This is a genomic window from Bacillus sp. B1(2022) (assembly GCF_040259625.1).
GTDB classification, from domain to species: Bacteria; Bacillota; Bacilli; order Bacillales; family Bacillaceae; genus Bacillus; species Bacillus velezensis.
Genome location: NZ_JANIFO010000006.1, coordinates 192,082 through 206,054, shown reverse-complemented (window position 1 = coordinate 206,054; position 13,973 = coordinate 192,082). Strand labels below are relative to the sequence as shown.

General features: G+C 44.4%; 13 protein-coding genes. 9 read left to right on the top strand and 4 right to left on the bottom strand.

Translation table 11 applies throughout. The features are described from left to right. Window positions 1-30 precede the first annotated feature (30 nt). Together glmS and NQS30_RS12865 are read left to right on the top strand one after the other, a co-directional pair. Window positions 31-1,833, top strand: coding sequence for a glutamine--fructose-6-phosphate transaminase (isomerizing) (gene glmS / locus NQS30_RS12870; protein ID WP_003156758.1), 1,803 nt, complete (start codon window positions 31-33; stop codon window positions 1,831-1,833). A gap of 697 nt (window positions 1,834-2,530) precedes the next feature. Then, the gene (locus tag NQS30_RS12865) at window positions 2,531-3,430 is read left to right on the top strand and encodes a hypothetical protein (protein ID WP_169510034.1); all 900 of its coding nucleotides are present in this window, start codon (window positions 2,531-2,533) and stop codon (window positions 3,428-3,430) included. A gap of 175 nt (window positions 3,431-3,605) precedes the next feature. Here NQS30_RS12865 and NQS30_RS12860 read toward each other — a convergent pair whose 3' ends face one another. Continuing rightward, on the bottom strand, window positions 3,606-4,487 hold the full coding sequence (locus NQS30_RS12860) for a hypothetical protein (protein ID WP_218791449.1): 882 nt from the start codon (window positions 4,485-4,487) through the stop codon (window positions 3,606-3,608). Window positions 4,488-4,621: 134 nt separating this feature from the next. Between NQS30_RS12860 and NQS30_RS12855 the strand changes: the two genes are divergently transcribed. Beyond that, window positions 4,622-5,788 carry a DUF4885 family protein gene (locus NQS30_RS12855; RefSeq protein ID WP_218791450.1) on the top strand — a complete coding sequence of 389 codons (1,167 nt, stop codon included), beginning with the start codon at window positions 4,622-4,624 and terminating at the stop codon, window positions 5,786-5,788. Between the two features lie 52 nt (window positions 5,789-5,840). Here NQS30_RS12855 and NQS30_RS12850 read toward each other — a convergent pair whose 3' ends face one another. From NQS30_RS12850 to NQS30_RS12840, 3 genes are all read right to left on the bottom strand, one after another. After that, window positions 5,841-6,686, bottom strand: a complete 846-nt coding sequence (locus NQS30_RS12850) for an aldo/keto reductase (protein ID WP_218791451.1) — start codon at window positions 6,684-6,686, stop codon at window positions 5,841-5,843. A gap of 110 nt (window positions 6,687-6,796) precedes the next feature. Further along, window positions 6,797-7,489, bottom strand: coding sequence for an LrgB family protein (locus NQS30_RS12845; protein WP_007408978.1), 693 nt, complete (start codon window positions 7,487-7,489; stop codon window positions 6,797-6,799). Continuing rightward, entirely contained in the window at window positions 7,459-7,863 is a 405-nt protein-coding gene (locus NQS30_RS12840; protein WP_218791452.1) for a CidA/LrgA family holin-like protein, read from the bottom strand. Before NQS30_RS12840 ends, NQS30_RS12845 begins: the two co-directional genes overlap by 31 nt. 196 nt (window positions 7,864-8,059) lie before the next feature. Here NQS30_RS12840 and NQS30_RS12835 point away from each other — a divergent pair, with 196 nt between their 5' ends. From NQS30_RS12835 to NQS30_RS12810, 6 genes are all read left to right on the top strand, one after another. Next, entirely contained in the window at window positions 8,060-8,491 is a 432-nt protein-coding gene (locus NQS30_RS12835; protein WP_011996235.1) for a MarR family winged helix-turn-helix transcriptional regulator, read from the top strand. A 424-nt stretch (window positions 8,492-8,915) separates the two neighbouring features. Then, window positions 8,916-10,301 (top strand): amino acid permease, encoded by a 1,386-nt coding sequence (locus NQS30_RS12830; RefSeq protein ID WP_015416703.1) that lies wholly within the window; start codon window positions 8,916-8,918, stop codon window positions 10,299-10,301. Window positions 10,302-10,392: 91 nt separating this feature from the next. Next, window positions 10,393-11,106 (top strand): YjjG family noncanonical pyrimidine nucleotidase, encoded by a 714-nt coding sequence (locus NQS30_RS12825; RefSeq protein WP_218791453.1) that lies wholly within the window; start codon window positions 10,393-10,395, stop codon window positions 11,104-11,106. A gap of 10 nt (window positions 11,107-11,116) precedes the next feature. Beyond that, window positions 11,117-12,247 (top strand): sensor histidine kinase, encoded by a 1,131-nt coding sequence (locus NQS30_RS12820; RefSeq protein WP_218791454.1) that lies wholly within the window; start codon window positions 11,117-11,119, stop codon window positions 12,245-12,247. A 4-nt stretch (window positions 12,248-12,251) separates the two neighbouring features. Beyond that, window positions 12,252-12,896, top strand: coding sequence for a response regulator (locus NQS30_RS12815; RefSeq protein ID WP_218791455.1), 645 nt, complete (start codon window positions 12,252-12,254; stop codon window positions 12,894-12,896). Between the two features lie 141 nt (window positions 12,897-13,037). Continuing rightward, complete coding sequence (locus NQS30_RS12810) at window positions 13,038-13,973, top strand: ABC transporter ATP-binding protein (RefSeq protein ID WP_218791456.1); 936 nt, start codon at window positions 13,038-13,040, stop codon at window positions 13,971-13,973.

Sequence of the window (13,973 nt, the reverse complement as noted above, 5' to 3'; positions counted from 1 at the left end):
CTCCTTTTGCACCTTTAGGAGGAAGAAAAAATGTGTGGAATTGTAGGTTATATCGGTCAGCTTGATGCGAAAGAGATTTTGTTAAAAGGATTAGAGAAGCTTGAGTACCGCGGTTATGACTCTGCCGGTATCGCTGTGGCGAATGAGCAGGGCGTGCATGTGTACAAAGAAAAAGGCCGCATCGCCGACCTTCGTGAAGTGGTGGATCACACGGTTGAATCTCAAGCGGGAATCGGCCATACACGCTGGGCGACTCACGGCGAACCAAGCTTCCTGAACGCTCACCCGCATCAAAGCGCACTCGGCCGCTTTACACTTGTTCACAACGGTGTGATCGAGAACTATGTTCAGCTGAAGCGCGAATATCTTGAAAACGTTGAACTGAAAAGCGACACGGACACTGAAGTAGTCGTTCAAATGATTGAGCAATTTGTGGCGGGAGGACTTAGCACAGAAGAAGCGTTCCGCAAAACACTGACTCTGTTAAAAGGCTCTTACGCAATTGCATTATTTGACGGTGAAAACACAGACACCATTTACGTTGCAAAAAACAAAAGCCCTCTGTTAATCGGCCTTGGAGATACGTTTAACGTCGTGGCATCTGACGCGATGGCTATGCTTCAAGTAACGAATGAATACGTTGAGCTTTTGGACAAAGAAATGGTGATCGTGACAAAAGACGAAGCCGTGATTAAAAACCTTGACGGTGAAGTCATGACACGTGCGTCTTATATCGCTGAGCTTGACGCCAGTGATATCGAAAAAGGCACATACCCTCACTACATGTTAAAAGAAACGGATGAGCAGCCGCTTGTTATGCGCAAAATCATCCAAACGTATCAGGACGAAAACGGCAGACTGGCCGTGGCCGGCGATGTCGCTGACGCCGTGGCGGAAGCGGACCGCATTTATATCGTGGCTTGCGGAACGAGCTACCATGCCGGTCTTGTCGGGAAACAATATATTGAAATGTGGGCAAACGTACCGGTTGAAGTGCATGTAGCGAGTGAATTCTCTTACAACATGCCGCTTCTGTCTAAGAAGCCGCTCTTTATCTTCCTTTCTCAAAGCGGAGAAACAGCGGACAGCCGCGCCGTGCTTGTTCAAGTCAAAGCGCTGGGTCACAAAGCGCTGACGATCACAAACGTTCCGGGATCAACGCTTTCCCGTGAAGCGGATTACACATTGCTTCTGCACGCAGGCCCTGAGATCGCTGTTGCATCAACAAAAGCGTATACGGCTCAGATTGCCGTCCTCGCAATCCTTGCGTCCGTTGCAGCAGAACGTAACGGCGTTGATATCGGTTTTGATTTAGTCAAAGAATTAGGTATCGCGGCAAACGCCATGGAAGCCCTCTGCGACCAGAAGGACGAAATGGAAATGATCGCGCGTGAGTACCTGACTGTTTCAAGAAACGCTTTCTTCATCGGCCGCGGCCTTGACTACTTCGTGTGTGTCGAAGGCGCCCTGAAGCTGAAAGAGATTTCTTACATCCAGGCGGAAGGCTTCGCCGGCGGCGAGCTGAAGCACGGAACAATCGCTCTGATTGAAGAAGGAACACCGGTCTTTGCACTGGCGACACAAGAACACGTCAACCTGAGCATCCGCGGAAACGTGAAGGAAGTCGCAGCCCGCGGCGCCAACACTTGCATCATCTCGCTGAAAGGCTTAGAAGACGCAGACGACAGATTCATCCTGCCGGAAGTCAACCCTGCGCTTGCTCCGCTGGTATCTGTTGTGCCATTGCAGCTGATCGCTTACTACGCTGCACTGCACCGCGGCTGTGACGTTGATAAACCGCGCAACCTTGCGAAGAGTGTGACTGTGGAATAATATATTTAACCCCTTTGGTTATTAGCCAGAGGGGTTTTTATGTCCATAAGAAAAACAATATTTTCCAATGGAATAAAAAGTGCTTCTGTTTCAGCATTAGCGGAATATCAATGAAGATCAAGGGTCTCGATATCTATGTTGAAAAGTAAGAAAAAATTGCATCTGTAGCATATATAGTGCTGACAGATAATTCAAGACTGGAAAAATTGGGGTATTAAGGATAAAACCTAAATCAATTGAACTTGGAGATGATCTATGTACTGAAACTTAATCATTGTTTTTGATAAAAAAATAGGATAATAGTAGAAACAATTCAAGTCAAGGTATTCGAAATGCTAATACTGTGATATGAGTAGCAGTAAAGTTAGTAATTTGAAGGATTACGAGTAAAAGTGCAGGGATTATATACCGATTGTCACATCCGATGAAGCTTTGATAAAGGATTTAGAAGATAACTTTTAAGTTGTGAAATAAAACTTAAAAGTGAAAAGTTATCAAATAGACATCAAGATAAGTTTTGGATAATTAATTTTAAGATTGTAATATATGATTCCTATACTTGAACGAAAAATGAAGTGGGCAACTGTACGTAACCAAAGTTGTGTGCGGAAGTTAGCAGACGAGTTTATAAAGTTAATTTATACAGCTAATTCTTTGAAATAAAGGGTAATAGTATTAATTTGCGGTAGGTGAGGTAATGAACTTAGTTAGCGAAAAATTATTAAATATTCTTGAGGATGAAATAAAAAAATTCAATAAAGAGTTAAATAAAGATGTTAAATTAGTTGACTTTGAACACCTAGAGGCTGATTTAAAATCAATTAACGATGAGATTGATAAAGAAAAGGTTTTTTTTAGTGAAGAGTTATCTTTGATAGATGTAGGAATGAAGTGTATAGGAACCTTAATTTTTTGGATTGGTGAACATGACCACTTTATTGCTGGTAACTGGACAAAAGAAGAATATGAAAGAATAAATCAAACATTTCAGGGTTTACTTACACAATTAACGAATGGACTGATAGGAATATCAAAACTAATAGAAAGGGGTTTAGACTATCAAGCAAGGGTACTCTTTAGAAATTTAGCTGAGATGTCATGGTTAACATTAGTCTTAATATATGATGAAGAGTGGTTACGGATGTATATTCAAGACGACAAATATGAAAAATATTTTAGACCATACAAAATTAGGAATAAATTGAATGAAATTGAAAATGCTACAGAGCTACCTCAGTCAATTAAAGATGAATTGAATAAAAATAGAAAACAAATATATAAATTCTATTCAGAAATATTACATAACACTTATCCATATCCGATTTTAGGAGCAATGGTTAAAAGAATAAATGGCGAGGAGAATTTAGCATTAAGCTTATTTGGTAAAATCACTAGATATTCAAGTAGAACTATACATGAGGTGAACACATGTATATATTTGTTTATATTAATGTTTTACAGAGCTTTAGGTACATTGCATAAGTTAAAAGTTGAAGGTGAAAATGATGAGTATTTTGCTAGTAAATCCATAATTCTGATGAATACCTTTATAAAAGGATATCAGGCATCATTGTCTAAATCAGAGAAAGCTGATTAAATGTGAATAAAATTAATATCAACTAGTACGGTTTTTTTGAAATGAAAAATCATGAGTCACTATTGTAATCACTTATGAGTCTATACTTTTGTTTAATAAAGTCCAAATTAATAAATAAACCTCGTTTTAATTCAAAAAGGACAGCCGCCCGCCCAATGGGCGGCTGTTCTTCTAATTAAAACTGCGTTGTCACATCGTACTTATAATCAATCTTCAATTTTACATTTTTCATAGTCGATTTAGCTGTTGCAAGTGTGTTGTATTTAAAATTCCAGATGCTTGCCGCTGAGAGGTTATCATCCAGTGTAATACCGTAATTCCCTTGAGTGGAGCTGTTTGCAAGTGCACGGTGCCACACTTTATTTTCTTCCGACATGATGTAGTGGCTTGTATTTCCTTGGCTTGGTGTTTGGGTTGCGGTGGTGTTGATTCTTTTCACTGTGGCGTCTCTTGGAATGCTTGTCTGTTTGGTTAAGTCGAGTCTAAGAACAGTTGAATCTGATCCATTCGGACTGAGGCTTGTGTTCCCTTTATTTTCAGCTGTACCGCTGAATGAGAAGGTCTCACTGCCGGATTTGATTCGGTCGTAAATAGAGAGTGTAAAGTACATATCGTCAGTGTAGGAGCCGCGGGACACTTTCACGTAGAACGTCTCGTTATTTTCTTTCGCATCTGTATTCGCATAGATAAAAGGTAGCGCCGTATCAGGATTTATCACTTCTGTGCCTTTACTGATCAGTACTTTATTTTTATTATAAATTTCAATGTCCATTCCCTTGTATTCACTTCTTGTTGAACTCCTGACATAAAGTCTTTCTCCCTTATTTGCCGTGAAAGTGAAATACGAATCTTTTTCCCCTTTTGGCAATATGGCAGTATCAATATTTTTATATTTCCAGTAGCCTACTGGATTGGCAGTTTCAAATGAATGATTTCCTGTAATGGCGCTTATTTGTAACGAGTTCTTTTGAGACGCAGAGGCTGAAGGTGAAGATGCAAACAATGCGCCTGATAAAACGATGACACTGACAAATAGAATCAATATACACTTCTTCATGGAAAAATCCCCCTTTTTGACTACATCATACATAAAAACATTAGCTATGTAAACATTTGTTATTTAAGGTTAAAATCAACTGGGAAACAGCCGATACAAACACTAGAACATCATCTCAAGCGGAGGTTAAAAACATGCGCCTAAACGCTCGTTATATAAAAAATCAAGTAATGGCTCAGCAAGTGCTTCAGCGGTATTCTTCCAAAACAAATGTGAAAGATGCGGCAAAAGGGCCGGACAGCTTATTGATTCAGGCAGGCGGGACCCGCGATCTGAGCCAGGTGAATTATTCAAGGAGCGGTGTCACTGAGAAAGGGAGCAGCCTGTCCCGTTTATATCAATCTGCAAATCAGAAAACGATTACGGATAATGGGAAAGAGACGGTAATAGACGCTAATAATCCGTATGAGTCTGAGAGTGATATTGCGAGCAAGATTCTTGATGAGAAATACAGCCGTATCAATGAAATTAATAAACGAAAACCAGATCCTTTGCATTATATTAAGGACAAATACCAGCGTGCCGATTCACCTTATTTCAGAAGTGATTTATCAGAATCGGAGCGTCAGGCCGCTTATCATAATGAAACGGAATGGCTGTTTAAGGGGAAAGCCCAAAGCTATGATTTCCGTGATGCGGCGTTTCGGGGTGAAACGCTCAACGGAGAGATTCAAGTCGAAAATGAAAGGGTGTTTCAGCGGGCGCAGGTGAATCAGCAGATAGATATGCTTTTTCATCGGAATCATATTCAGATTCCGGAGGGTGCGAATCTTACATTTACGATATCACCGATTGATTATCTGTTAAAAGTGAGCGGGACTGACGATAAAGATCTCACTCAGCAGATTGAAGCCGTCTTAAACTCCGGGGAAAACAGCAAAGAGCTGTTTGCGCACATCATTCGCAGCCGGAGTGATGACTCCTCGCAGTTTACGCCGGAAACATATGAGAAATATCAAGTCGTTCGGGAAATGTATGAGGTGACCGGCTATCATCTGAAAGACTTGCAGATCGTGGACGGAAAGTACGTCACAGAAGACGGACGCGACCTTTTAGAGGTCTATAAGGAAGCGCTGCAGCAAGATCCTTTGTTGAGACATACGGCGGCAGAAGCGGCCGCCCATTACGGACAGGGGCTCACGAAGCTTGCGAGAACGGGTTATGACGCCATTCCTGATTTGGTTCTGTCCATTGAGTATAAAAACGGATCTCTGCGTGATGTCGGCCAAAGCAGGCAATACGGATCTGGGGATACAGATTGGCTTTCTGAATGGAAACGGGAGCTGGGTGTGCGTATATAAATTGAGAAAAAAGCTGACAAATGATGCCGTCAGCTTTTCTTTATGCGTTTACTTAAAACTCCTCATACTCCGCCGGGTCTTGGCCGTTTATGCGTCCGTCGGGGCGGGTAAGCGAGTCGATAATGCTCATGTCGTTTTCATCAAGGGAGAAATCAAAAACGGAGATGTTTTCAAGCTGGCGCTCGGGCGATGCTGATTTTGGAATCGGGATGGCGCCCAGCTGGATATGCCAGCGTAAAATGACTTGGGAAATGGTTTTGCCGTATTTGTCCGCAATCCGTCCGAGTTTTTGATCGTTCAATACTTCGCCGGCGCGGGATAACGGACTCCATGATTCTGTCACGATGCCCTGTTTTTCGTGCCATTGGCGCTGCTGCTGCTGATTAAAAGCGGGATGCAGTTCTATTTGGTTGATGCCTGGCTTTACGCCGGTTTCACGTTCGAGCCGTTCGATATGCTCAGGCAGGAAATTGCAGACGCCGATGGATCGGATCAGACCCCATTTTTTCGCATCAATCAGTGCCTGCCATGCTTCCGTGTAGCGGTCTTGTTTCGGGTTCGGCCAATGGACGAGATACAGGTCATAGTAGTCCAGACCGGCGCGGTATAAAGATTCTTGGATGGTTTGTACAGCTTTGTCATAGTCATGGCAGCGCCCGGGCAGCTTGGACGTCACGTATAGCTGTTCTCTCGGAACAGAGCTTCTCTTGATGGCTTCTCCGACCGATCCTTCATTTTCATAGTTATAAGCGGTGTCAATCAGACGGTAGCCGATATCAATGGCGCTTGTAATGGCATGAACGCCGTTGTTTCCATTAAGAGCGTATGTACCGAAGCCGATCGCGGGAATGCTTGTCCCATCCAGCAGTTTCTTTTGCGGAATTGCTCCAGTCATCATTAAATCCCTCCTTGTTTTCTACTTTACCATTATTTTTACAAATGAAACATAATAATGGAAGGAAATGAGATGATCCGCACATGAAAAAAGCTGACGGAGAACCGCCAGCTTTAAATTTGAAACATCCATGCTACGACGGGGCCGAAGACCGACCCTAACACGGCGCAGAGCGTCATGGAAACAGAGCTCATGGAGACCGTTAATTCTCCGTACTCCATTGCTTTTGAGGTGCCGAGCGCATGGGAAGCGCTCCCGAATGCAATTCCTTTCCCGAGTGAGCTGCGAATGCGGATCCACTTGAGAAGCAGCGGTCCTAAGATAACGCCGGAAAACCCTGCGATCATGACGAACACGACTGTCATGGAAGGGACACCGCCGATACCGGACGCAATCTGTATCGCGACAGGCGTCGTAATTGATTTTGGGATAATTGACAAAATCAAACTCCGGCTGATGCCGAACAGCTCTGCAAATAGCAGGCCGCTGACCATTCCGGAGAATAAACCGGCCAACACGCCGCCGATGATCGGAAACATATACTTGATTAACACCCGGCGCTGCTTATAAAGCGGGTATGCCAAAGCCACCACGGCGGGTCCGAGCAGTGAATTGATCCATTGTCCGCCGATCATATAGTCTTTATACGAAATATGAAAAACAAGCAGCACGGCGATAATGAAAATCGTAGTCGTCAAAACCGGTATGAGAAAGGGATATGGAAAGCGCACATATAATTTCACCATAGCCAGATAGGCGGCGGCCGTGAACAAAATTATAAGGATTGCGATACATGCTTGCTGCACTTCTTTTCCTCCTTTCTCTGATTGGCTTTGTGCTCTAACAGCTGGCTGGCGTACCCTGCGGCGATCATTGTGACGATGGTGCTCAGCACGATGATCAGAAACAGAGCAGCCCCGCTGGCGGAAAACAGTGACGGGTAATTGATGACGCCCGTCATGGCCGGAATGAATAACAGCGGAAGAAAAGACAGCAAAAATCCGGCTCCGTCTTCAATCATTTTGACGGGAATGATCTTAACCGATAAACATATGATCAGCAGGATCAAACCGATGATACTTCCGGGAATGGGCAGGTGAAAGAACTGCTGAACGGCTCCCCCGATAAAGGAAAATGCGAATAAAATAATGATTTGCAAGATGCTGCGTATGGCTTTCACGACAATGCTGTTCTTTGGAGAAGAGCAGCTTCCCCCTTTCTTGATGCTTCGATATGTTTCTTTACTTTTTGCGCATATATTTGTACTATACAAATATATGTATGCAAAATCTTTCTATAAGTTTTCTGAGTAAATGTGCATATGTTTGTATTATACAACTAATATTGCTGTTGTCAATTGTAAGGAGTGAGGCTGTTTGTCAAAACAAGATCCGATTGAATTAATTGAATATGAGCTCACCACTTTTATCAGGAGAGCTGTTTATCTTGATAACTCCGATCGTAAAATCGGACATCTGGAAAGGGCTGCGTATTTGTTATTACGGCAGCTGGATGAATTCGGACCGGCGCGTGTAAAGGAATTAGCCGAATCTTTTAAGCTGGATATTTCCACATTGTCACGCCAGGCCGCGGCCTTGGAGTCGAAAGAGCTGATCCAGCGTTTTTCCGATCCTTCTGACGGGCGGGTCAGTCTGTTTGCGATTACGAAGCTTGGCAAACAGAGGTTAAAAGCTGATAAAAAGATGCGTCTTGATCGATACCGACATATGCTTGACGATTGGTCAGGCGATGAAAAAGAAAAGTTCGGCCGGCTTTTGCTGCGGCTGAATGAGGCATTTATCGATTAATGCATGATTTTTGCCGGTTAAGCAGGATTATGGCGTATACAAGGGAGAATGGAAGAGAGTAAGACTTTACGCCATTCTGCTTAGCAAAAATAATATTGAATAGGGGGCGGAACATGTTTCTCCAGGGACATCCTGTTTCTCGGAGGCTGCGGCATTTATTATCTCAATATTCATAATTCATTAAAAATGAAAGCGCTTTATTTTTAGTCTATTGGTTTAGGGTGTAAGGTGTTTACCTGAAAAAAACAATTGTATTTTCCACGAAAATTTATTATGATGGAATAAGGAAATTGGAGATTATATAACAATAGAAAGATAGAATATTTCTAATATTGCGGGAAATGAAGAGTGAGTTAGGTTCAACAGGTGCACCTTCTGCTTCATTATTTCACATATATCAGAGCTGTTAAGAGGAGGAAGCGAAGTGGCAAACAAAGAATTAAAGAGAGGCTTAGGCGCGCGTCATATACAGATGATTGCGCTGGGCGGCACGATCGGTGTCGGTTTATTCATGGGATCATCCAGCACGATCGGATGGACCGGGCCGTCTGTCCTGCTGGCTTATGCGATCTCGGGTATCTTTATCTTTTTTATCATGCGTGCGATGGGCGAAATGCTCTATGTAGAGCCGAGTACAGGGTCGTTTGCGACGTTCGGCCATAAGTATATACATCCGTTAGCCGGCTATATGACGGCGTGGAGCAACTGGTTTCAATGGGTGATCGTCGGGATGTCTGAAATTATCGCCGTCGGTTCGTATATGAAATATTGGTTTCCTGATCTGCCGGCATGGATTCCCGGCATTATCGCCATGGCCATTCTCGGTGCGGCGAATTTAATTTCGGTAAAATCTTTCGGTGAGTTTGAATTTTGGTTTGCCATGATCAAAATCGTCACCATTATTCTGATGATTGTGGCCGGAATCGGAATTATTTTCTTCGGTTTCGGTAACGGAGGGCATGCGATCGGATTATCTAATTTATGGTCGCACGGCGGTTTCTTTACGAATGGTTTTTCAGGATTTTTCTTTGCCTTGTCTTTGGTCGTTGCGGCCTATCAAGGGGTCGAACTGATCGGGATTACGGCAGGGGAAGCGAAGGACCCGCAAAAAACGCTGCGAAGCGCGATTCAGAGTATTATTTGGCGGATTTTAATTTTCTACATCGGTGCGATTTTCGTAATCGTTACCGTATATCCGTGGAATGAGCTTCACTCACTCGGCAGTCCGTTTGTTTCGACATTTGCGAAAGTCGGGATTACGGCGGCGGCCGGTTTGATTAACTTTGTTGTGATTACCGCTGCGATGTCCGGATGCAACAGCGGGATATTCAGTGCGGGACGCATGCTTTATACATTGGGCGTGAACGGACAGGCCCCGAAATTCTTTAAGAAAGTTTCTTCGAGCGGTGTGCCGATATTCGGTACGTTTGCGGTATTAATCGGACTTGTGATCGGTGTCGTGCTGAACTACATCGCGCCTCCGAAAATCTTTGTCTATGTGTACAGCGCGAGTGTGCTGCCGGGAATGATTCCGTGGTTCGTCATTTTAATCAGCCATCTCGGTTTCAGAAGAGCGAAGGGCGCTGAGCTTGATAAGCATCCGTTTAAGATGCCTTTTGCGCCGTTTACAAACTATTTGACGATCGCTTTCTTACTCATGGTATTGATCGGCATGTGGTTTAACAAAGATACGCGGATTTCGTTGGTTGTCGGGGTGATTTTCCTGGCGATTGTGACGGTCAGCTATTATGCGTTCGGTATCGGCAAGCGTATGCCTGGTGAAAAATCGAAAATAGAAGACGCTGTATAATTCAAAAAGACACTCTCTTACAGGGGTGTCTTTTTCGGCTTGTCCGCGAGTGGTATACTGGTTAAAAAAAGCAGAACCGGGGGAAACATCGATGAGTCATTACCGTACGTTATTATTTGATATAGACAATACGCTGCTGGATTTTACCGCTTCAGAAACCGATGCTCTTCAAAAATTGTTTCAAGGTTCAAAGCTGGAGCTGACGGCAGAGGTGGAAGCCCATTATAAAGCGTTAAATCAAGGGCTGTGGAAGGCGTTTGAAGAGGGGGAAATGACCCGCGATGAAGTGGTCAATACACGGTTTGCCCTTTTGTTTAAAGAATACGGCCTCGAAGCCGACGGCGTGCTGATGAATCAGGCGTACCGCCAATACTTAGAAGAAGGGCACCAGATGATAGACGGAGCTTATGAGCTGATTGAACGGCTGAGTCCTTTATTTGATTTATACATCGTGACGAACGGCGTCTCAAGATCACAATATAAGCGGCTGGGCGACTCCGGTCTGTATCCGTTCTTTAAAGATGTGTTTGTATCTGAGGACACGGGTTTTCAAAAGCCGATGAAGGAATACTTTGATTACGTGTTTGCGAGAATTCCCGGTTTTTCTGCCGAGGGCGGACTTATTATCGGCGATTCACTGAGCGCGGACATAAAAGGCGGCCAGATGGCGGGAATTGATACGTGCTGGTTTAATCCCGGAAAGAAAGCAAATGAGTCCGGAATCATCCCGACGTATGAAATTCATTCGCTTGATGAGCTGTATGATGTGCTGAACGTGGAGCGGAAAGCCGCCGCTCATTTGTAAGGAGAATTCGATGAAGATTGCACATACGAAGTTACTGATCAGGGGTTTTGCATTACTATCAATCTTTCATGCGATTCTTCAGCTTCCTCCCGGCCGGGGGGAGCTGAAGGTTTTTTTGTCTGTGCTCGTGATTATGCTGACGGCTAATGACTGCCTGCGGCCGCTGTATATGAAGAGAAGGCCGGCTGTATATCAAGGCTCTTTTCTCCTGAGCAACGTTATCGCGGGAGTTCTTTTGTACAATGTCTATAGTGTGGGGGCACAGGCCGTAATGGTGCTTTTATTGGCGGAGGTGCTTATTACTGATAAGGAGATTTCGGCTGTTTTGTTAACGATGAATGCCGCCGCATTTGCCGCAGCTTTATACGCCGGCGGAGCGGGTATCAGTGATATCGTGCCGCCATACTTCATCATGTTTGCGGTGATTTATTTATATCGGAAAAACCTGCAGGAGAAGTCGAAGGTTGAATTGCTGAACCGAGAGCTGAAGATCGCTAATGACACACTGAAGGAATATTCAGACCGGATTGAGGAACTGGCCGTTACGAAAGAAAGAACTAGAATTGCGCAGGAGCTGCATGATTCTCTCGGTCATTATCTGGCTGCTCTGAAAATGAATTTAGAATTTGCCGGGAAGACAGCCGGGCATCAGCCGGACAAAGTGAAGCAGATCATTCATAAGGCGCATGATCTTACGAAAGAATCCATTTTAAAGCTTCGCCAGGCCGTTATGCTGCTGCAGGGCTCTTTGCCGGGGCGGGGATTTGAGCAAGAGCTCCGTGACATTTTCAGCCATTTTCAAGAGGCGGGAGGCATACGCTTCGAGCTGGAGATGGACGCGGCCATAGAAGCGGAACAGCCGGATGTGAAGCATTGTCTTTATCAATCCGTTCAGGAAACGATTACGAATGCGATAAAGCATGGACATGCTTCATATGTTTCTGTCCGGATTCAAAAAAACCGAAACATGATATTGGCGCATCTTCATAATAACGGCTCAGCCTGCGGAACGATCATAAAATCAAATGGTCTGAAAGGAATTGAGAAAAGAGCAGCCGCACTTGGCGGAGAGGCTGTTTTCTCGTCTGGGAAGGAAATGGGTTTTGACGTGAAAATAACGATTCCATGCAAGGAGGAATAATCAAGTGAATGTCATGATTGCAGACGACCAGTCCATTGTGAGAGAGGGGCTGAAAATGATTCTGAGTCTTCACGAAGGAATTCAAATATCGGGAGAGGCTTCTTGCGGCGAAGAGGTTCTCCGGCTGCTTTCTCAAACCGAAACTGATGTGATTTTGATGGATATCAGAATGCCCGGTATGGACGGAATCGAAACGACAAAAGCGGTAAAAGTGCGATATCCGTCCGTAAAAGTCATCATTCTGACAACGTTTGAGGATGATCACTATATTTTTGCCGGGCTGAAAAGCGGAGCCGACGGTTATCTCTTGAAGGATGCTGATTCAGATGAAATTATCGCCTCCCTTCAAGCCGTTTATGAAGGGAAGATGATGCTGAATCCCAAAATCACGGTTTCCGTCGTAAAAGCGCTGAACAATATGGAGATCCCTGCTGTGCAGGAAGAGCCGCAGTCAAAGCTGACGGAGATTCTCACGCCGAGAGAGCTTGATGTGGTGAGACACATTATGGAAGGCAAAAGCAATAAACGCATTGCCGCAGACTTATTTCTGACTGAAGGCACTGTGAAAAACTATGTATCCAGAATCCTCGATAAACTTGAAGTGTCAAACAGAACCGAGCTTACCTTATATTTGCAAAAATTGCTATAACCCCGCTTCACCCTCCTCTCTCCCTTTTTATCACTAAACATATGACGAAAGTAATACCCATATCGAGTACGAAAGTGAATAGAAAACAAGGATCGCCAAGAGTAGAATAAGTGCAGACATGACACAAGGAGTGCTGCACGAATGCTCGAATTAACGGATTTGACAAAGAAGTACGGCGATTTTACCGCTGTCAATCATATATCACTGCGCGTCGAAAAAGGAGAGATATTCGGTCTGCTGGGACCAAACGGCGCCGGTAAATCAACAACGGTGTCGATGATCAGCACCGTGCTCCCGCCGACGGGCGGAACAATCTGCATTGACGGAACCTCATTACAGGAGCAGCCTGCGGCCATAAAAAAAGTGATGGGAGTCGTCCCGCAGGAAATCGCTTTATATCAAGCGTTAAGCGCAAAGGATAATTTGGCTTTTTTCGGGAGTCTGTACGGACTTTCCGGTAAGGAACTTTGTAAACGGGTTGATGAAGTGCTGGACATCATCGAATTACAGGAACAGCGAAATCAAAGGATATCTGAGTTTTCAGGCGGCATGAAAAGACGGGTGAATATCGGGGCCGCGCTAATGAATGAACCGAAACTATTCATTTTAGATGAACCGACCGTCGGAATTGATCCGCAATCCAGACACCATATTCTTGAAACCGTGAAGACGTTAAATCAAGAAAAAGGGATGACCGTTATCTACACGAGTCATTACATGGAAGAGGTCGAATACCTCTGTGAAAAAGCGGCAATCATGGATCACGGCTCAATCATTGCCTGCGGGACGAAAGACGAATTGAAGCAGTCAGCTAAAGCCTCTGATACCCTGACCGTGAATGCAGAGGGGCTGAATGATGATGCCGTTAAAAAAATCCGCCGCATTCCCGGTGTTGCCGAGGCTGCTGTCAGCCAGCAGACCATTACGATGCTCGTCTCTGCGGCAGATCGCAATATCCTTGATATTGCGGATGATATCAGGAAAACCGGTATCACCATTAAGGGCATTCATTTCGAGGAAGCCAATCTGGAAAGCATTTTCCTCCGGCTCACCGGCAAAACGCTGCGGGATTCATAG

Coding starts and splice junctions, on each gene's coding strand:
- NQS30_RS12825 (WP_218791453.1), top strand. CDS start 10,393: ATGAGTCATTACCGTACGTTATTATTTGATATAGACAATACGCTGCTG.
- NQS30_RS12855 (WP_218791450.1), top strand. CDS start 4,622: ATGCGCCTAAACGCTCGTTATATAAAAAATCAAGTAATGGCTCAGCAA.
- NQS30_RS12810 (WP_218791456.1), top strand. CDS start 13,038: ATGCTCGAATTAACGGATTTGACAAAGAAGTACGGCGATTTTACCGCT.
- glmS (WP_003156758.1), top strand. CDS start 31: ATGTGTGGAATTGTAGGTTATATCGGTCAGCTTGATGCGAAAGAGATT.
- NQS30_RS12860 (WP_218791449.1), bottom strand. CDS start 4,487: ATGAAGAAGTGTATATTGATTCTATTTGTCAGTGTCATCGTTTTATCA.
- NQS30_RS12865 (WP_169510034.1), top strand. CDS start 2,531: ATGAACTTAGTTAGCGAAAAATTATTAAATATTCTTGAGGATGAAATA.
- NQS30_RS12820 (WP_218791454.1), top strand. CDS start 11,117: ATGAAGATTGCACATACGAAGTTACTGATCAGGGGTTTTGCATTACTA.
- NQS30_RS12850 (WP_218791451.1), bottom strand. CDS start 6,686: ATGATGACTGGAGCAATTCCGCAAAAGAAACTGCTGGATGGGACAAGC.